Origin of the sequence: Phenylobacterium aquaticum, assembly GCF_022695515.1 — a bacterium.
GTDB classification, from domain to species: Bacteria; Pseudomonadota; Alphaproteobacteria; order Caulobacterales; family Caulobacteraceae; genus Phenylobacterium; species Phenylobacterium aquaticum.
In genome coordinates, this window is record NZ_JALDPT010000003.1 from 26,446 (window position 1) to 45,085 (window position 18,640).

Sequence of the window (18,640 nt, forward strand, 5' to 3'; positions counted from 1 at the left end):
ACTTCTCGGAGACTTCATGCGCGCTTACCGCCTCCTGATCCCGGCTCTCGTCCTGCTCGCCGCCTGCTCGGATCCCACGGCCCGGTCCAACGCCCAGATCCCGCCTCTGGCCCAGCCGACCCGGGCCGCGCCCGGCGACGTGGCCACGATGAAGATCTCCTTCGCCCCGGTCGTGAAGAAGGCGGCGCCCGCGGTCGTCAACATCTCCGCCAAGCGGGTGGTCCGTCAGCAGGCCGATCCCTTCTGGCAGTTCTTCGGCATGGGCGCCCCGCGCGAGCGGGTCGAGGGCTCGCTGGGCTCGGGCGTGCTGGTCCGCGCCGACGGCATCATCATCACCAACAACCACGTCATCGAGGGCAGCGAGGACATCACGGTGGGGCTCGCCGACCGCCGGGAGTTCCCGGCCAAGGTGCTGCTCGCCGATCCCCGCGTCGACCTGGCGGTGCTGAAGATCGACGTCGGGTCCGAGCGCCTGCCGACGCTCGCCATCGATGACACCGGCCAGGCCCAGGTCGGCGACCTGGTGCTGGCCATCGGCGACCCCTTCGGCGTCGGCCAGACGGTGACCAACGGCATCATCTCGGCGCTCAACCGCGCGACCGACCCCAATGGCGACGCCGCCAACGCCTATATCCAGACCGACGCGGCCATCAATCCCGGCAATTCCGGCGGGGCCCTGGTCGACATGGACGGCGACCTGATCGGGGTGAACAGCTTCATCCTGTCGCGCTCGGGCTCCTCGGCCGGGGTGGGCTTCGCGATCCCCGCCGCCATGGTTCGGCGCATCGTGGAGACTGCGGCCGGCGGCGGCCACGCCCTGGTCCGCCCCTGGCTGGGCGCCCGCACCCAGACCGTCACCCCCGACATCGCCCGCAGCATGGGCCTCGCCACGCCCCAGGGCGCCCTGGTCGCCGATCTGTGGCCCAACGGTCCGGCCGCCCGCGCCGGCCTGCGCCAGGGCGACGTCATCGTCTCGGTGGACGGCAAGTCGGTCGCCGACGCCGCAGCCGTCAGCTACGCGGTCGGCTCCAGCCGTCCGGGCCAGACCCTGAAGATAGGGGTTCACCGCGGCGCCACCGAGCAGGCCTTGGTCCTGAAGGCCGAGGCCGCGCCCGCCACGCCGCCCCGCGACGAGAAGGTGCTCTCCGGCCGCAATCCCTTCGACGGCGCGACCGTGGTCAATGTCTCGCCGGCCGTGGCCGACGAACTCGGCATTGATCCCTTCGCCTCCCGGGGCGTCATGGTGATCAATATCAGCCGCGGCTTCGCCATGAACGCGGGCCTGCGGCCGGGCGACGTGATCAAGCGGGTCAATGGCCGCGACATCGGCACTGTGGGCGAGCTCACCGGCGTGCTGAGCGCCGGCGGCGGCCAGTGGCAGGTGACAATCGTGCGCGAGGGCCAGGAGATCTCCGCCAACTTCCGCACCTAGGGCCGCAAACTCGGCCTTGCCTCGCGCCCCGACCCCGTTCCAACTGCCCGCTCGGTGCGGGACGGGGAGTGGGGCATGCGGATCAATCGACGCGCGGTCGTGGGGCTGGGCCTGGTGGCCGGTGCGGCCATGGCGGCGCCCGCAGAGGCCCAGACGCCTGGGGTCCTCGAGGTTGCGGGCGATCCGGCCGGGCGCTACGCCGCCGCGTTCGAGGACATCCGCGCCTATGGCGCCCAGCATATGGCGGCCTATGGCCTGCCGGGCCTGACCGTTTCGATCGTCGGCCCGGACGGGCTGACGGCGTTCCTGCGCTTCGGCCATGGCGACCTGGACGGCCGCGGGCCGATCCGCCCGGACCAGCTCTTCCAGATCGGCTCGATCTCGAAGTCCTTCACCGCGCTCTGCGTCTTCAAGCTGGTCGACGCCGGCCAGCTCAGCCTCGACGCCGACGTTCGCAAGCTGCTGCCGGACCTGCCCCTGCCCAGCGACGGGCCCCTGACGGTCCAGAGCCTGCTCAACCATGGCTCGGGTTTGCCGGACGATGCGCCGATCTTCCCGCGCGGCGGCGACGGGCGGCTGTGGCGTGGCTTCGCGCCCGGGACCCACTGGTCCTATTCCAATCTCGGCTTCGCGCTCTTGTCCGAACTGGTCGAACGCGTGAGCGGCCGGCCTTTCGCCGACTATCTCCAGGCCGAGATCCTGACGCCGCTGAGCATGGCGGCGACGAGGCCCGCCATCCTGACCGGCGAGCGCGCCCTCTATGCGGCGAGCTACGCGCCCTTCTACGGCGACCGCGCCTTCCCGCGCGCCGGGCCCCTGGGGCCGGGGCCGTGGACCGACATGACCGAGGGTTCGGGCTGCGTGGCCTCGACGGCCGCCGACATGGCCCGCTACGCCCGCTACCTGATCTCCGCGGGCTCCGGCCGCGGCGCGCCGCTGCTGTCCGACGCCGCGGCGCTGCATTTCTGCCAGCCGACCATTGATGCGCCGGGCTGGGCGGTGAAAGGGGCGAAATACGCCAATGGCCTGGCGGTCGTGCCGGTCGAGGATCGTGCGCTGCTGCACCACACCGGCGGCATGCTGTCGTTCAATTCCGCGATCCATGTCGACCCGATCGCCGGTGTCGGCGCCTTCGCCAGCACCAATGTCGGCCTGATCTCCTATCGTCCGCGCGAGCTCACCGCCTATGCCTGCGCGCGGCTGCGCGCGGTCGTGGACGGGCGGCCGGCCCCCAAACCCGTCGCCGTGCCGCCCAAGGCGTCGGAGGCCGGCGATGTCCTCAACCGCTATGTGGGGGCCAAGGGGGAGGTCCTCGTCGTCACGGCGTCGCCGCGTGGCCTGACCGCCACCCTCGCCGGCAAGGCCGTAGAGATGGAGATCGTCGACGAGGACGCCTTCATCGCCGTTGATCCTGCCGCCACGCCTTTCGCCCTGGTGTTTCGTCGCAGCGCCAAGACGGTGACCCGCGCCTGGTGGGGCGAGGTCGAATATGTCCGGGAGGGCCAGACCTTCACCCCGCCGACCTCCGCCGCGGTCCGGGCCCTGACCGGCCACTACGGCAATGACGATCCCTGGCGCGGGGCGTTCCATGTCCTGGCCCAGGGCGAGGCGCTCTACCTGGACGGAACGGCGCGCCTGACGCCGCTCCCCGGCGGGGCCTATCGCATCGGCGACGAGGATTGGTCGCCCGAGCGCCTGTGGTTCGAGGCCCCGGCCGGGGGGCGCCCGCAGCGGATCGTGATCTCCGGCGTCGACTATTTGCGGCGGCCCTAACGCCGGCGGGCGTGATTTGCTACACGTCGCCGATGGCCGACCTCTTCGAAGCCGCGGGGATGACCCCCCACGCGCCGTCCCCGCTCGCCGATCGCCTGCGCCCGCAGAAGCTGGACGAGGTCGTGGGGCAGGACCACCTCCTGGGCCCCGAGGGCCCGATCGGCCGCATGGCCGAGGCCAAGAGGCTCGCCTCCATGATCCTGTGGGGGCCGCCCGGCACCGGCAAGACCACCATCGCCCGCCTGCTGGCCAAGGCGGCGGGCTATGAGTTCCAGCAGCTGTCGGCGGTGTTCTCCGGCGTCGCCGACCTGAAGAAGGCCTTCGAACAGGCCCGCATGCGGCGCTCCGCCGGCCAGGCGACCCTGCTGTTCGTCGATGAGATCCACCGCTTCAACCGCGCCCAGCAGGACGGCTTCCTGCCCTTCGTGGAGGAGGGGATCGTCACCCTGGTCGGCGCGACCACCGAGAACCCGTCCTTCGAGCTGAACGGGGCGCTCCTGTCCCGCTGCCAGGTCTTCGTGCTCAAGCGCCTGGATGACGAGGCCCTGGGGACCCTGCTCGACAAGGCCGAGATCCATGAGGGCAAGGCCTTGCCGCTGGAGCCCGAGGCCCGCCAGGCCCTGGTCGCGCTCGCCGACGGCGACGGCCGCTATCTGCTGACCCTATCGGAGACCCTGTTCAACATCGGCACGGCCAAGCCGCTCACCACCAAGGAGCTCGGCCAGATCCTGCAGAAGCGCAGCCCGGCCTATGACAAGGACCGGGAGGAGCACTACAACCTCATCTCCGCCCTGCATAAGTCGATCCGTGGCTCCGATCCCGACGCGGCGCTCTATTGGCTATGCCGCATGTTGGACGGCGGCGAGGACCCGCTGTTCATCGCACGGCGCCTGATCCGGGCCGCGGCCGAGGACATCGGCGAGGCCGACCCCATGGCCCTGGTCATCGCCAACGCCGCCAAGGACACCTACGACTTCCTGGGCTCGCCCGAGGGGGAGATTGCGCTGGCCCAGCTGGTGGTGCATCTGGCCGCCGCGCCGAAATCCAACGCGGTCTACATGGCCTACAAGGCCGCCATGCGCGCGGCCAAGGAGACCGGATCGCTGGCGCCGCCGTCCCACATCCTGAATGCCCCCACCAAGCTGATGAAGGACCTGGGCTACGGCAAGGGCTACGCCTACGACCACGACGCTGAGGGCGGCTTCTCCGGCCAGAACTATTTCCCGGACGGCATGGCGCGCCGCAAGTTCTACGATCCCAAGGGCGAGGGGGTGGAGGCGCGCATCAAGGACCGCCTCGACCGCTGGGCCGAGATCCGCGCCCGCCGGGGGGGCCAGGGGTGAAGTCGCCGCTGCACCGCCGTCCCGCCGTCAAGCCCGATCCCGGTCTCAAACCCGTCGCCCTGAGCGCCGAAGAGATCGCCTTCGTCCGCAGCCTGGTGATCTACCAGGACCCGCACATTGTGGCGCTCAACAAGCCGTCGGGCCTGTCCAGCCAGGGCGGCCGGGGACAGGTCCATACGCTCGACGAATTGCTCTGGGCCTTCGCCAAGCCGGGCAAGGCCAGGCCCCGCCTGATCCATCGCCTGGACCGTGACACGTCCGGCGTGATCCTCACCGCCCGCACCAAGCCCGCCGCAGGATTCCTCGGCAAGGCCATGATGGCGCGGAAGTTTTCCAAGACCTACCAGGCCATCGTCACCCCCGGCGCGCCGGACCCAGCGGAGGGTGTCATCGACCAGGCCCTGCGCCGCGACGAGGTGGGGCGCGAGGCCTATATGCGCACCTGTCCGCCCGATCACCCCGACGCCGAGACCGCGGTCAGCCGCTACCGCACCCTGGCGACCGCGCCCGGCGCGGCGCTGATGGAGCTGTCGCCGGAGACCGGCCGCATGCACCAGCTGCGGGTCCACCTGGCCTCCATCGGCCGGCCGATCGCCGGGGATGCGCGCTATGGCGGGGCGCTCGCCGTCAGCGGCCATGCCGTGCCGCGGCTGATGCTCCACGCCGGGGCGCTGGAGTTCCCGCACCCCAGCGGGGGCTTCAAGCGGATCACCGCGCCACCGCCGGCGGACATGGCCGAGCTGATCGCGGCCCTGGGCCTGAAGGTCTGAGCGGAACATCGCCTCAGCACAGCCGTTTTTGTCGGCAAGATGCGGATCCTGTTCCTCTTTCCCGCCGCCGGATGACGTGATGCCCAAACTCGCCCCCCTGGTCGCCCTGGCTCTGAGCCTCGGGCTCGTCGCCTGCGCCAGCACGCCGACCTTCTACGCCCCCGCCGCAAGGCCCGAGGGCGTGGGGTTCTCGGAGTACCGGCTGGAGACCAATCGCTTCCGGGTGACCTTCCGGGGCGGGCCGGGCGCGCCCTTGGCCCAGGTCGCCGACTACGCCCTGCTGCGCGCCTCCGACCTGACCCTGGCCCAGGGCTATGACTGGTTCCGCGTCACCGAGCGCTACATGTCCAGGTCCGCGCCGGACTCCGGCACGCGCCTGTCGATCGGCACGGGCGGCGGTTCCTTCGGCCGCCACGGCGGGGTGGGGCTGGGGCTCGGCACCAGCTTCGACCTCGGCGGCGGGCCGTCGCTCGCCCAGACGCTCGAGATCGTCATGGGCAAGGGGCCGAGGCCCGAGGGCGGCGACGTCTATGACGCCCGCGATGTGCGCCAGAGCATCGCGCCGCGCGTCTAGGGCTTCTCTGCGGCGGGCGCCGTCGCATAAGGGCGCATGGAAAAATATCTGCTTGTGGCCGCGGGCGGCGCCGCCGGCTCGGTGGCCCGCTACAGCCTGGGGATCCAGGCGATGCGCTGGTTCGGTCCGGGCTGGCCCTATGGCACATTCATGGCCAATATTCTCGGCGGCCTGATGATGGGCCTGCTGGTCGGGTTCCTCGCCCATCGGGGCGGGCCGGACCAGGAACGCCTGCGGGTCCTGCTGGCCGTGGGCGTGCTGGGCGGTTTCACCACCTTTTCCTCCTACTCGCTGGAGACGGCGCTGATGATCGAGCGCAGGGCCTATGGCGCAGCCGCGGGCTATGCCGCGGGCTCCGTCGTGCTGGCGATCTCCGCCCTGTTCCTCGGTCTCATGGTCGCGCGCCGGGTGTTCGCATGAAGGAAGTCCGCAATCTGGTCGTCGACGCCAGCGAGGCGGGCGACGAGGGCGTCCGCCTGGACCGCTGGTTCCGCCGCCGCTGGCCGCACCTGTCCAACATCCAGATCCAGAAGCTGACCCGATCGGGCCAGATCCGCGTCGATGGCGGCCGGGTGAAGCCGGAGACCCGGCTGTCGGCCGGCGCCCAGGTCCGCGTGCCGCCGCTGCCCGACGCCCCGCCCAAGGGCGAGGAAGCCCGCGCCAAGGGCATCGACGCGCGCGAGACCGCCTACGCCAAGTCCCTGGTGCTGTATGAGGACGAGGAGGTGCTGGCGCTGAACAAGCCCGCCGGCCTCGCCGTCCAGGGCGGAACCAAGACGGTCAAGCATATCGACCGCCTGCTCTCGGCCTGGGGGGAAGGCGTCAATCGCCCGCGCCTGGTCCACCGGCTCGACCGCGACACCTCCGGCGTGCTGGTGCTGGGCAAGACCCCGGCCGCCGCCGCGAAGCTCGCCGGCGCCTTCGCCCGTCGCAAGGCCCAGAAGACCTATTGGGCGCTGGTCCAGGGCCATCCGCGGCCTCAGGAGGGGGTGCTGGAGCTGCCCCTGATCAAGAAGGGGATCGGGGACCGCGAGATGGTCGTGCCGGCCGAGCCCAAGGAGCCGGGCGCCGAACCGGCCGAGACCGAGTTCGTGATGATCTCGCGGGCGGCGCACAAGGCGGCCTGGATGGCGTTGCGGCCCCGCACCGGGCGGACCCACCAGCTGCGCGCCCACATGCTGGCCATGGGCCATCCGATCCTGGGCGACCCGAAATACGCCACCGACGCCTCGCGCGAGCTGTCAGGCAATCTCAAGCTCCAGCTTCACGCCCGCCGCCTGACCCTGCCGCACCCGACGCGGGGGACCCTGGTGATCGAGGCGCCGCTCAGCCCGGAGATGAAGGCCGGCTTCGCCCGCTTCGGCTTCACCGAGTATGAGGCCGATCCGGAACCCTTCGGCCGCGCGCGGCGCTGACCGGGACGCGCGGGCCTTGGACCTGAAGGCGAGCTTTGACGCGGCCGTCGCCCATCACAGGGCCGGCCGCACCGCGGAGGCCGAGCAGGGCTATCGCGCCGTGCTGGCCGCAAAGCCCGATCATGAGTTCGCGCTCCAGAACCTCGCGCAGATCCTGAGGTTTCGCGGCGACCCCGTCTCGGCCCTGCGGCTGTTCCAAATGGCCGGCGCCCTGGTTCCTGCGGACGCAAATGTTCAGGTCAATATCGCCCGCGTCCTCAACCTGCTGGGGCGTCATGACGAAGCCCTGCTCGCCCTGGATCGGGCGCTGGCCATAGATCCCGCCAGCAAGGACGCCCTGAACAACAAGGGCGTCACCTATCAGTACATGCGTCGCTACGAGGAGGCCCTGGCCTTCTTCGACCAGGCGATCGCCTGCGATCCCGCCTTCGGCCTGGCGATCGCCAATCGCGCCATCATTCTGGAGACCCTCGGCCGGCTCGAGGCGGCGATCGCCGACTATCGTCGCGGCCTGGCCCTGGATCCCAGCAACGTCACCGCCCTGGGCGCGAAGCTGGCCCTCCAGCTCAAGCTCTGTGACTGGTCGGACTATGCGGCCGACGCGCCCCGAATCCGCCAGCTGGTCGCCGAGGGCAAGGCCGCCGACCAGCCCGTCACCTTCATCATCCACACCGACGATCCCGCCGCCCAGCTCAGCTGCGCGCGCCGCTACGCCGCCAGCCACTATCCGGGTCGCCCGGCGCCGCTCTGGCGGGGTGAGGTCTATGAGCATGACCGGATACGGGTCGCCTATGTGTCGTCAGACTTTCGCATTCACGCGGTCGGCCATTTGGTCTCCGAGCTGTTCTGTCATCACGACCGGTCCCGGTTCGAGGTCACGGGCTACGCCCTGGGCCCACGGGCCGACGACGAGGTTCGCCGCAGAATTCAGGGAGACCTTGAGCGATTTGTGGATGTCGCCGACATGGATGACCTGGCCGTCGCGCAGGCGATCCGGTCGGCGGAGACCGATATCGTCATCGACCTGAACGGCTTCACGACCCACTGCCGCACGGGGATCTTCACGTACCGGCCGGCGCCGATCCAGATCAACTATCTGGGCTATCCGGGAACCATGGGCATGGACGCCTATGACTATGTGATCGCCGACCGCCATGTGATCCCGCCGGGATCGGAGGTTCACTTCACCGAAAAGGTCATCCGCCTGCCGGGGTCCTATCAGGTCAACTCGATCCGCCAGGCTGAGGTCGCCCCGACCCCGACCCGCGCCGAGGCGGGCCTGCCGGAGCGGGCCTTCGTGTTCGCCTCGTTCAATGACAACAAGAAGATCCTGCCGGAGATGTTCGACGTCTGGATGCGGCTTCTGAAGGCGGTTCCGGACAGTGTGCTCTGGCTGTTCGGCAATTCCGACCTGACGGTTCGCAACCTGACCGCCGAGGCCGTCCGGCGCGGGGTCTCGGCCGACCGGCTGGTGTTCGCCCGCCAGGCGCCCATGGATCAGCATCTGGCCCGTCAGAAGCTGGCCGACCTGTTCCTCGACACCTTTCCTTATACGGCCCACACGACGGCCAGCGACGCCCTGGGCATGGGCCTGCCGATCGTCACCTGCACCGGCCAAGGGTTTGCGTCGCGGGTCGCCGCGGGGCTGCTTCGCGAGCTGGGGCTCGGCGAACTCGTGGCCGAGGACATCGACGCCTATGAGCGCCTGGCCCTGCAGCTTGCGGGTGACCCGGACCGCCTGGCCGGGATCAGGGCCCGACTGGCTGCGGCCCTGGCGACAGCCCGAGTGTTCGACACCCAGGCGGTCTGTCGCGATTTGGAGCGGGCCTTTGAGCTCGCCATGGAACCTATTTCAGCCAAACGCATTAGGTGAGCGCGTTCGGTGAAATGAGTCCGAAATCTGTCAGACATCTCCAGCATGTCTGCTTCGGCCCGAGCGGGATCGCGGCGGGGGCTGAGAAATGGTTGGACCACAAGGGCATTGGCGTGAGGCGCGGGCGGCGCCCCATTCGCCGATCAATGTTCATCGAAATCGCGATTTGGCCTTCCGGTTGCACAGCTTCAATCGCGACAGCTTCAACCTGGCCCTGCTCAAATATCGCGACTTCCAGGGTTTCCTGATCACCGGCCAGCATTCCGGCACCCACTGGATCAAGTGGATGCTGAGCCACGCCCTGGCGCGGCGCTATGAGACGCCGCCGCCGCGCTATTTCGACAACGCCTCGTCCAATGACCTGATCGGCCACCCGAAGCATCCGCGCCTGCATCCGCATGCGCCCCGGCTGGCGAGCTCGCATTCGATCGCCCCCCACGCCCTCAGCTGGGCCTGGCTGCGAGGGCTGGCCGCGCCGCCGCCCTATGTCGTCGTGGTGCGCGACATCCGTGACGTGCTGGTCTCGAACTATGAGAAGTGGCGGCACGCCTATGGGGTCAGCTTCACCGACTATGTGGCGGGCGATCCAAGGGGGCGGGCCTATGTCTGCGATGTCTGGTGGTACCTGAGGTTCAAAAACCGCTGGGGCGATGTCGCCAGCCGGTTTCCCGACCAGACCCTGGTGCTGCGCTATGAGGATTTCCAGGCCGACCGCATCGGCGCCCTGCGCCAGATCGCCCGGCATTTCGGCTTGCCCCTGACCTCGGCCGACCTGGCCTTCGGGGCGGCCGCGGGTTCGAAGGCGCGGATGGCGCGCCACCGCGATCCGGATGTCGACCAGCAGGCCCTTCGGCCGACCGGCGCGGGAGACGCCGCGCTTGGCGAAGCGGAGCACGCGATCCTGCGCGACATCCTCGGCCGGCATCTGCGGCATGACTTCGGCTATGACTACCTGCCGGAGGCCCGCGGACTGCAGGTCGCGCCCCTTCAGGCACGCCGCAGCCAGGCCGCCTAGACGAGGCCGGCGACGGGGGCGGCCCGGGTGCTGTCGGGGAAGATGGTCGTGTCGAGGGCCGCCCGCTCCAGCCCGAGCTGCTCGGCCAGCGCCCCCTTGAACAGGCTGCGCATGTCGAGGGTGGGGGCCAGGTCGCGGTTCTCGAACAGGGCCGAGGTCTTCAGGGTCGGCCAGTCGCCGACGATGCCGCCGGGCTTGAGGCCGCCGCCCAGGATCAGGGCCGTCGAGGCGGTGCCATGGTCGGTGCCGCCGGTGCCATTGATCCGCGCCGTGCGGCCGAATTCGGTCGCGACCAGGACCAGGGTGTCCTTCCAGTCCGGCCCCAGCCCGGTGTGCAGCCCGTCCAGCAGGGCGTCGAGATAGGCCAGGCGCGGGGCGAGCTGACCCGCCTGGCCGGCATGGGTGTCAAAGCCGTCCAGGCTGACGGCGATGATCTGCGGGCCATTGGGCTCACGCATGAAGCCGGCGGTGGTCTCCCCCAGCTTGAACGCCGCGTCCTGGCCCTGACGCACCAGTCCAGAGACCCCGGACGCGCCCGGGGCGGGCGCCGGGGGCGTGGTGGCCTGCATGGCCGGCATGTCACCGTCGGCCATGGCGGTCTGGGCCATGGTCTCGGTGGCGAGCCCGCGCGCGAAGGCCGGACCCAGCAGGGGATCGTCCTTGTAGAGATCCTGCAGCAGGGTCGGTAGCCGCGCCTCGGCGTCGACCACCGCGCCAGGCGACCAGGAAGAGGCCGCCGCCGGACCGCGCAGGACGAGCGGCGTGGTCGCGCCGATCGACAGGGCGTCGACCTTGCGCCGGGCCTGGAGCACGCCGACGGTGCGGTTCAACCAGCCGGACGACGCGCCATAGACGGCCGCCGCCCCGCTCTCCAACACGTCCTGGGCCTCGAAGTGCGAGCGGGCGCGATCAGGGGTGGCGATCGCCGGCGCGATGCGCGCCTGGCCCGCCTGGGCCAGGGCGTGGGTTGCGGTCATGGACGGGTGCAGGGCGAAGGTCCCGTCCAGGCGAAGGGCGGTCTCCTCCAGGGCCAGGGACCGGCGCAGGCCCGTATAGTCGGGATCACCGATCGGCGGCGAGAGGGACAGGCCGTCCAGGCCGCCGCGACAGATGACGAAGACCAGCTTCTTGCGGGCCAGGCCGGCGTCCACGCCGGCGAAGGCCTGGCGGGCCATGAAGTCGAGGGTGAGGCCGAAGCCGGCGGCGGCGGCGAGCGCGGTGCGACGGGTAAGGGTCATCGGCGTTGAAACTCCGGAGACATCAGGAGGAGGGCGAAGCCCTCGGGGCGGCTCTCGGCGCGGGCGACCGCCAGGGCGGTGGCGGGGCGCAGGCGGGCGCCGAGCGCATCGGCGGCCAGGGCCTTGGGATCGCGGCCCGCCGTGGCCTTGGCGGTGAACCTCTGGGCCCAGGTCATGCGCTTGACGATGGCGTCCGGCGCGGCCCAGGCCTCGGCCTCTTCCGGCCAGCCCTTGGGGGAGGGGGCGCTGAAGGGCTTCTGGCCCAGGGCGTTCAGGATGGGTGCGAGGACGCCGATGTCGGTGGGGGCGGCGCCGGCGGCGCGATAGCCGGAGACCAGGAACTCGTAGGGGGTCTTGAACTTGGCCTGGGTGGCCTGCCAGGCCTCGGGCGAGGTCACAAGGGCTTCGGCCACTTGGGCGAGGTCGCCGCCCGTCGCCATCCAACGGGCCTGCAGCCGGTCGACCAGGGCGGGCGGTGGATCGTCGGCCACGAAATGGCGGGCGATCTTCGTGCAGACGAAGCGGGCGGTCTGGGGCCGGGCGGCCAGGTCGGCCAGGATGGCGCCGGCCTGCTCCTTGCCGCCGGCCGGATAGCGGACCCCCAGCACCGTGCGGGCCCCGGGCTCGTGGGCCTGGTCGCGGAAGACCGGCAGTCCGGTATAGGCGGCGTCTTCCCGAGGACCGCCGATCGACAGGCCGGTCATGGCGCGGGCGAACTCGGTCACGTCGGCCTGGGCGTAGCCGCCGTTCACCCCGACGGTGTGCAGCTCGAGAATTTCGCGGGCCAGGTTCTCATTGAGCCCCTTGGGCATGCCGGCGGGCGGCCGCGGAGGACCGAAGCCCACGCCACGTTGCGGCCCCCGCTTGAAATAGGTCGCGGCCGGGCTGTCCGGCCCGATCGAGGTCGCCTGGTCGAGATAGAGCAGCATGGCCGGATGGGTCTCGGCCGCGCCCAGCAGGTCGGCGAACCGGCCGAAGACGTGGGGGCGGATCGCCTCCTGCTCGAAGGGGCCGACCAGGGTCGCCGTCTGGAGCTTGGTCGCGCTGACCGTGAAGTGGTTGGCCCAGAACAGGGTCCAGCGTTCGCGGAACCCGGCGTCGGTCTGGGCGCCCAGGCGGGCTCGGGCCAGGAAATCCCCGCCGGTCTGTTCGCGGATCAGCTTCTGGGCGAGCTTGACGGGATCGTTGGCGTCGGCGGTCTTGGGATCCTCGCCGGCCTTGCGGGCCTGCTGGCGGGCCATCTGATAGTCGCGAAAGGCGACGATCCGCTGCTGGGCGGTGGCGCCGTCGCCTTCGGGTTGGTCGGCGCCCTCGCGGCGGATCTGGGCCTTGAGGAAGCCGCGCGGATCGCCCCGGGCCGCGGCGATCTCACCCGGGCGCGCGCCCAGGCCAAATCGGGTGATGGCGATGGCGGCGTCCAGGTCCGGGTCGGTCATCACGCACGTCCTTGCGTATTTCCGTTGCAGCGATCATTTCCACGCGCGGGGTCCGCCCATTCCGTCGCGGCCGCCGGGAGACAGACGTGCAGAAGGGTTTTCGAGAGCCGGGCGAGAAGCCGCGCCGCTTCTACAAGGCCGTGGATGTGCGGCCGGTCGAAGGCGGATTCGAGGTCATGTTGGACGGGCGCAATATTCGCGCGCCCAAGGGCGGCAAGCTGATCCTGCCGACCGAGGCCCTGGCCCGGATGTGCGCCGAGGAATGGGACGGGCAGGGGGAGCATATCCACCTGGCCGGGATGCACGCGACCCGCCTGGCCTTCACGGCGATCGAGGCGATCCCGGGGACCCGCGAGGCGGTGGCCGATCAGCTGGCGGAATACGCCGGCGCGGATCTGATCTGCTATTTCGCCGAACACCCCGCCGCCCTGGTGGCGCGGCACGAGACCCACTGGGCGCCCCTGCTGGAGCGGGCCCGCGAGGAGATCGGCCTGGTCTTCCTGCGGGCCAGCGGCATCCGCCACCAGGAACAGCCGGCTGAGACGCTCGCCCGGGTCAAGGCGCTGGCCCTGGAGCTGGACGATTTCGGTCTGGCGGGCCTGGCCTTCGGGACCCCGCTCTATGGCTCGACCGTGCTGGCCTTCGCGGTCCAGAGGGGCTGGCTGTCAGGCGAGCAGGCCTTCGAGCTGTCGCGGCTCGACGAGGCCTTCCAGGAAGAGCAATGGGGCATTGACGAGGAAGCCGCCGAACGCACGGCGCGCCTGCTGGTCGAAGCGCGGATGCTGGGCCGGTGGTTCGAGGCGTTGCGGGGCTGAGCGCTTAGTTGCTCCCCCACTGGGGGAGCTGGCCCGAAGGGCCTGAGGGGGACTTTGACTCTCTCATCCGGCGCGGGAGCCGCCCAAGCAAGTCCATCAAAGTCCCCCTCAGTCAGCTTCGCTGACAGCTCCCCCAAAAGGGGAGCAACTTGCCTTGTGCCGTGTCACACCTTCAGCGAGCATATCTGAGCTCAATATGCTTGGGGTTCGTCATGGAGGCGTCGCCTCGAACTCGCGCTTTCGCCAAGGGTTTGCGCCGTCGGTTGACCCTGCCGGAAGCCTTGCTCTGGCGAGCCCTGAAGGGGCGACAGTTCTTAGGGCTGCACTTTCGCAAGCAGCATCCGGTTGGCCCGTACATCCTCGATTTCTACTGCGACAGCACCAAGCTGTGCGTTGAGGTCGATGGCTATGTCCACGGGACCGAGGACCGGCCGGAACGCGACGCGCGACGGGACGTCTGGCTGCGATCGCTCGGCATTCGAACCCTACGCTTGAGCGCCAGGCTGGTTTTGAAAGACATGGACGCCACGCTGCGAACGATCGAGGCGGAGATTGAGGCCGGTGGTGCTCAGCCAAGTTGCTCCCCTCTTGGGGGAGCTGGCCGCGAAGCGGACTGAGGGGACTTTGACTCCTTCAGCATCCGATGGAGCGGCTTTTGAAGAGCATTTCAGTCCCCCTCAGTCGCCCATGCGGGCGACGGTTTCCCCAGGAGGGGAGCAACTTGGTGTTCGGAGGCCCATGGACCTGGCCGGCTTCCCGGCCCAAGATCGGCGGCGACGGGACGGCAGATCCCGCGGCCTGGGAGGCGCCTATGTTGTCGAAGATCCTGATGGGGGCCGCGCTGGCGGCCGGGCTTGCGGCCGGGCTTGCGGCCGGGACGGCTCAGGCCGGCGAGATGCGGCAGGTGTTCTGCCTGGCGATCCGGACCGTGCCGCGGGTGGACCAGAACAACTATGTCGCCGGCGCGCTCGGGCCGGTCTATGCGACCCGCAACTTCCAGACCGACCTGGATCAGGATCAGCTCGTATCCCTTTGGCGGACCTTCATAACCGCGCGCCATCCGCAGGGCTATGAAGGCAACCCCGCCGACGACTGCCAGCCGGCCTATGCCCGCCGTGATACCCTGAACGCCGCCCACGCCGACAAGATCGTCAACGTGGACTGGACGCCGGCCAAGGCGGGCCATTGAGCCTCAGGCGGTCGGCCATTTGCTGGTGATGGTCGCGGCGTCGAAATAGTCGCGCCACAGGGTGATCTTGCCGTCGTGGACCTCGAAGACCCCTGTGACCGGCAGTTCGACCCAGCCCTTGGCGATCCGGTGACGGTCGAGGCGTTCGGCGAAGACCAGCGGACCCTGGGCCAGCTCCCGCAGGATCTTGAACTCGTTCTCGAGGGTGGGCGCGAAGAAGGGCTCCAGGACCGAGCGGACCCCCGCCGGGCCGTGGACCTTGCCCATCGGCATGTTCTCATACTCGCAGGTGTCGGCGATGTAGGGCAGGGCGGTGTCGTAATCGAGGGTCTCCATGGCCTTCAGAAAGGCGTGGACCACGTCGAGGGGCGATTGGCTCATGGGGTGTCTCCGGAGTTGTAGCGTTCGCTACAATTCTCCGGAGTCAGGCGGCGGTCAATCGAATTATGTAGCAGTCGCTACATTTCTTGGGCCGGCGGTCAGCGCCAGGCGAAGACCGGCTGCTCCAGCTCCGACACCCGGGTGATGCGGCCGGCGACCAGTTCGCGCAGCTGGTAGACCAGGGCGGCCGTGGGGGCGTGGATATGATGCTCGCCCAGGTTCAGGCGGATCAGCGGGCGGTCGCTTTCCGGAATGGTCTCGAACTCCACCGCCTCGTCCAGGGCGATGCGGTCGAGACGGAAGCAGTGGACTGAGGCCACCTCGCCGGGATTGGGAGTCAGGTCGGACACGACCCCGCCCCAGGCCACGACCGGGGCGATCGCATAGCCGGAGCGGCTGGGATAGTCGTCGAGCACGCCGAGGATCTCGGACTGGGGCAGGGCCAGACCCAGTTCCTCATGCAGTTCGCGGAGCGCCGTCTCCTGCAGAGTCTCGCCGGCGTCGCAGCGACCGCCGGGCAGGGCCCATTGGCCGGCATGGGCCCGCAGGCCCGCCGCGCGCCGGGTCAGGATGAAGGCGGTCTCGCCCGAACCGTCATCGGCCTCAACAAGGGTGAGGACGACGGCGGCGGGCTTGAGGCTGGGCCCCTCATAGACGATGCGCGGGAAGGCCGCGCAGGCGGCGGCCATCTCCGCCCGGAAGGCCGGGGAGAAGGGATAGCTCACCGGCCCCGGCCCCCCGAACCCATCACGACTTGGCGGCGGCGGCCGCGGCGTCGAGCTTGTCCTGGGTCTTGGTGTCGAAGTCGCTGGCGTCGTGACGCTCGCGCAGCTGGCTCGACGGCTCGCCGAACACCCGGTTGACCATCCGGCCGCGCTGAACGGCGGGCCGTTCGGCGATCTGGTCGGTCCAGCGGATCACATGGGTGTATTCATGGACCGAGAGGAACTCGCCGGCCTCATAGAGCAGGCCCTTGGCCATGGCGCCGTACCAGGCCCAGATGGCCATGTCGGCGATCGTGTACTCGTCGCCGGCGATGTACTCGCTCTCGGCCAGGCGGCGGTTGAGCACGTCCATCTGGCGCTTCACCTCCATGGCGAAGCGGTCGATGGCGTATTCGATCTTGAAGGGGGCATAGGCGTAGAAGTGGCCCAGGCCGCCGCCGAGATAGGGCGCGCTGCCCATCTGCCACATCAGCCAGGACAGGGTTTCGGCGCGCTTGGCCGGGTCGGTGGGCAGGAAGGCCCCGAACTTCTCGGCCAGGTGGATGAGGATGGCGCCCGATTCGAAGATGCGGATCGGGGTCGGGCCCGAGCGGTCCATCAGGGCCGGGATCTTGGAATTGGGATTGATGTCGACGAAGCCGGAGCCGAACTGGTCGCCCGAGCCGATATTGATCAGCCAGGCGTCGTATTCGGCGCCCTTGTGGCCAAGCGCCAGCAGCTCCTCGAACATCACCGTGACCTTCACGCCGTTGGGCGTGGCCAAGGAATAGAGCTGGAACGGATGCTTGCCGACCGGCAGCACCTTGTCCTGGGTCGGGCCGGCGATGGGCCGGTTGATGTTGGCGAAGCGGCCGCCATTGTCCTTGTTCCAGGTCCAGACCTTGGGGGGCGTGTAGGGGGCGTCGTCGGCCATGGGTGTCTCCTCGATGCGTCTCTTGAGCGGCGTGGCGCGGTTAAGCTGACGATGTGGGGCGGCTATTGGCGCTTGGCTAGTCAAAATAGCTGAGGCGGCGACGCAGCGGCGCCTGACGCCCCGTGAACTTGCCACTCCCGCCAAGCCCGACTAGGGCTTCGTGCAGCGTTTAAGGAGGCCGGGGCGTGAAGCACATTCTCGAAGAGCTGGAGCGTCGCAGAGACGAGGCCCGGGCCGGCGGCGGCGAACGCCGGATCGCCAATCAGCACGCCAAGGGCAAGCTGACGGCGCGGGAACGGCTCGACCTGCTGCTGGACGAGGGATCGTTCGAGGAGTTCGACATGTTCGTCGAGCACCGGGCGGTGGATTTCGGCATGGCTGAGCAGAAGGTGCCGGGCGACGGTGTCGTCACCGGCTGGGGCACGATCAACGGCCGCGTGGTCTTCGTGTTCTCCAAGGATTTCACGGTGTTCGGCGGGTCTCTTTCCAACGCCCACGCCCAGAAGATCGTCAAGGTGCAGCAGCAGGCGCTGAAGGTCGGCGCGCCGATCATCGGCCTGTTCGACGCCGGCGCGCGCGCATCCAGGAGGGCGTGGACGGCCTGGCCGGCTATGCCGACATCTTCCTGCAGAACACCCTGGCCTCGGGCGTCATCCCGCAGATCAGCGTGATCATGGGCCCCTGCGCGGGCGGCGACGTCTATTCGCCGGCGATCACCGACTTCATCTTCATGGTGAAGGACACGAGCTACATGTACGTGACCGGGCCGGACGTCGTGAAGACGGTCACCCATGAAGAGGTCACCCACGAGGAGCTGGGCGGCTATCGCGTCCACGCCATGAAGTCGGGCGTGGCCGACGGCGCCTTCGAGAACGACCTGGAGGCGCTCACCCAGGTCCGCCGGCTGATCGACTTTCTGCCGCTGTCGAATCGGGAAGAGCCGCCGGAGCGCGAGAGCTTCGACGATCCGAACCGCGAGGATCCCAGCCTGGACAGCCTGGTCCCGGCCAATCCGAACAAGCCCTACGACATGAAGGAGCTGATCCTGAAGGTCGTGGACGAGATGGATTTCTTCGAGATCTCGCCGGACTTCGCCAAGAACATCATTTGCGGTTTCGGCCGGGTGGACGGGCGCACGGTGGGCGTCGTCGCGAACCAGCCCCAGGTGCTGGCCGGCGTGCTCGACATCGATTCCTCGCGCAAGGCGGCCCGCTTCGTGCGGTTCTGCGACGCCTTCGAGATCCCGCTGGTGACCTTCGTCGACGTGCCGGGCTTCATGCCGGGCACCAAGCAGGAGCAGGGCGGCCTGATCCGCCACGGTGCCAAGCTGTTGTTCGCCTATGCCGAGGCCACGGTGCCGAAGGTGACCCTGATCACCCGCAAGGCCTATGGCGGCGCCTATGACGTGATGAGCTCCAAGCACCTGCGCGGCGACATCAACTACGCCTGGCCGTCGGCCGAGATCGCGGTGATGGGCGCCAAGGGGGCGGTGGAGATCATCTTCCGCTCGGAGATCGGCGATCCGGACGCGATCAGCGCGCGGGAGGCGGAGTACAAGGAACGCTTCGCCAATCCCTTCGTGGCGGCCAGCCGCGGCTTCATCGACGACGTGATCATGCCGCACGGCACGCGCCGGCGGATCGCGCGGGCGCTGAAGAACCTGCGCGGCAAGGAGCTGACAAACCCCTGGAAGAAGCACGACAACATTCCGCTCTAGGGGGCGGGAACCGGGGCCTTTGCGGGGGCGT

The 18,640-nt window shown here is 69.4% G+C and carries 17 protein-coding genes and 1 pseudogene; 13 read left to right on the plus strand and 5 right to left on the minus strand.

Features of this window, described 5'->3' with window-relative positions:
- The first annotated feature begins 16 nt into the window (after window positions 1-16).
- The 9 genes from MQH10_RS03290 (at window position 17) to MQH10_RS03330 (ending at window position 10,195) form a co-directional block, all read left to right on the plus strand.
- Window positions 17-1,432, plus strand: a complete 1,416-nt coding sequence (locus MQH10_RS03290) for a Do family serine endopeptidase (protein WP_242562640.1) — start codon at window positions 17-19, stop codon at window positions 1,430-1,432.
- Window positions 1,433-1,507: 75 nt separating this feature from the next.
- On the plus strand, window positions 1,508-3,205 hold the full coding sequence (locus tag MQH10_RS03295) for a serine hydrolase domain-containing protein (RefSeq protein WP_242562641.1): 1,698 nt from the start codon (window positions 1,508-1,510) through the stop codon (window positions 3,203-3,205).
- A 32-nt stretch (window positions 3,206-3,237) separates the two neighbouring features.
- Window positions 3,238-4,548, plus strand: a complete 1,311-nt coding sequence (locus tag MQH10_RS03300; protein ID WP_242562642.1) for a replication-associated recombination protein A — start codon at window positions 3,238-3,240, stop codon at window positions 4,546-4,548.
- Entirely contained in the window at window positions 4,545-5,318 is a 774-nt protein-coding gene (locus MQH10_RS03305) for an RluA family pseudouridine synthase (protein WP_242562643.1), read from the plus strand. Before MQH10_RS03300 ends, MQH10_RS03305 begins: the two co-directional genes overlap by 4 nt.
- 79 nt (window positions 5,319-5,397) lie before the next feature.
- Complete coding sequence (locus MQH10_RS03310) at window positions 5,398-5,892, plus strand: CC0125/CC1285 family lipoprotein (RefSeq protein ID WP_242562644.1); 495 nt, start codon at window positions 5,398-5,400, stop codon at window positions 5,890-5,892.
- Window positions 5,893-5,928: 36 nt separating this feature from the next.
- A complete protein-coding gene (gene crcB, locus MQH10_RS03315; protein ID WP_242562645.1) occupies window positions 5,929-6,312 on the plus strand; it encodes a fluoride efflux transporter CrcB in 384 nt (127 codons plus the stop codon).
- A complete protein-coding gene (locus tag MQH10_RS03320; protein WP_242562646.1) occupies window positions 6,309-7,307 on the plus strand; it encodes an RluA family pseudouridine synthase in 999 nt (332 codons plus the stop codon). The genes crcB and MQH10_RS03320 overlap by 4 nt, the downstream gene beginning before the upstream one ends.
- A 16-nt stretch (window positions 7,308-7,323) precedes the next feature.
- Complete coding sequence (locus MQH10_RS03325; RefSeq protein WP_242562647.1) at window positions 7,324-9,180, plus strand: O-linked N-acetylglucosamine transferase, SPINDLY family protein; 1,857 nt, start codon at window positions 7,324-7,326, stop codon at window positions 9,178-9,180.
- A gap of 166 nt (window positions 9,181-9,346) precedes the next feature.
- On the plus strand, window positions 9,347-10,195 hold the full coding sequence (locus tag MQH10_RS03330; RefSeq protein WP_242562648.1) for a sulfotransferase domain-containing protein: 849 nt from the start codon (window positions 9,347-9,349) through the stop codon (window positions 10,193-10,195).
- Here MQH10_RS03330 and MQH10_RS03335 read toward each other — a convergent pair.
- Both MQH10_RS03335 and MQH10_RS03340 read right to left on the minus strand, forming a co-directional pair.
- Window positions 10,192-11,433 (minus strand): DUF1501 domain-containing protein, encoded by a 1,242-nt coding sequence (locus MQH10_RS03335; protein ID WP_242562649.1) that lies wholly within the window; start codon window positions 11,431-11,433, stop codon window positions 10,192-10,194. The two genes, MQH10_RS03330 and MQH10_RS03335, sit on opposite strands and share 4 nt — an antisense overlap.
- Entirely contained in the window at window positions 11,430-12,869 is a 1,440-nt protein-coding gene (locus tag MQH10_RS03340; RefSeq protein ID WP_242562650.1) for a DUF1800 domain-containing protein, read from the minus strand. Before MQH10_RS03340 ends, MQH10_RS03335 begins: the two co-directional genes overlap by 4 nt.
- 86 nt (window positions 12,870-12,955) lie before the next feature.
- Here MQH10_RS03340 and MQH10_RS03345 point away from each other — a divergent pair, with 86 nt between their 5' ends.
- From MQH10_RS03345 to MQH10_RS03355, 3 genes are all read left to right on the plus strand, one after another.
- The gene (locus MQH10_RS03345; protein WP_242562651.1) at window positions 12,956-13,684 is read left to right on the plus strand and encodes an ATP12 family chaperone protein; all 729 of its coding nucleotides are present in this window, start codon (window positions 12,956-12,958) and stop codon (window positions 13,682-13,684) included.
- 212 nt (window positions 13,685-13,896) lie between these two features.
- Window positions 13,897-14,301, plus strand: a complete 405-nt coding sequence (locus tag MQH10_RS03350) for an endonuclease domain-containing protein (RefSeq protein WP_272886693.1) — start codon at window positions 13,897-13,899, stop codon at window positions 14,299-14,301.
- Between the two features lie 194 nt (window positions 14,302-14,495).
- Window positions 14,496-14,873: a hypothetical protein gene (locus MQH10_RS03355; RefSeq protein WP_242562653.1), complete on the plus strand. Its 378-nt coding sequence runs from the start codon at window positions 14,496-14,498 to the stop codon at window positions 14,871-14,873.
- 3 nt (window positions 14,874-14,876) lie between these two features.
- Here the strand turns inward: MQH10_RS03355 and MQH10_RS03360 are convergent, their stop codons facing one another.
- The 3 genes from MQH10_RS03360 to yghU all read right to left on the minus strand — a co-directional run bounded on the left by MQH10_RS03360 (window position 14,877) and on the right by yghU (window position 16,892).
- Entirely contained in the window at window positions 14,877-15,254 is a 378-nt protein-coding gene (locus tag MQH10_RS03360; RefSeq protein ID WP_242562654.1) for a limonene-1,2-epoxide hydrolase family protein, read from the minus strand.
- A 98-nt stretch (window positions 15,255-15,352) separates the two neighbouring features.
- Window positions 15,353-15,979, minus strand: coding sequence for an NUDIX hydrolase (locus tag MQH10_RS03365; protein ID WP_242562655.1), 627 nt, complete (start codon window positions 15,977-15,979; stop codon window positions 15,353-15,355).
- Between the two features lie 22 nt (window positions 15,980-16,001).
- Window positions 16,002-16,892 (minus strand): glutathione-dependent disulfide-bond oxidoreductase, encoded by an 891-nt coding sequence (gene yghU / locus MQH10_RS03370; RefSeq protein ID WP_242562656.1) that lies wholly within the window; start codon window positions 16,890-16,892, stop codon window positions 16,002-16,004.
- Window positions 16,893-17,077: 185 nt separating this feature from the next.
- Between yghU and MQH10_RS03375 the strand changes: the two are divergent.
- Window positions 17,078-18,609, plus strand: a pseudogene (locus tag MQH10_RS03375) (acyl-CoA carboxylase subunit beta).
- Window positions 18,610-18,640: the final 31 nt, after the last annotated feature.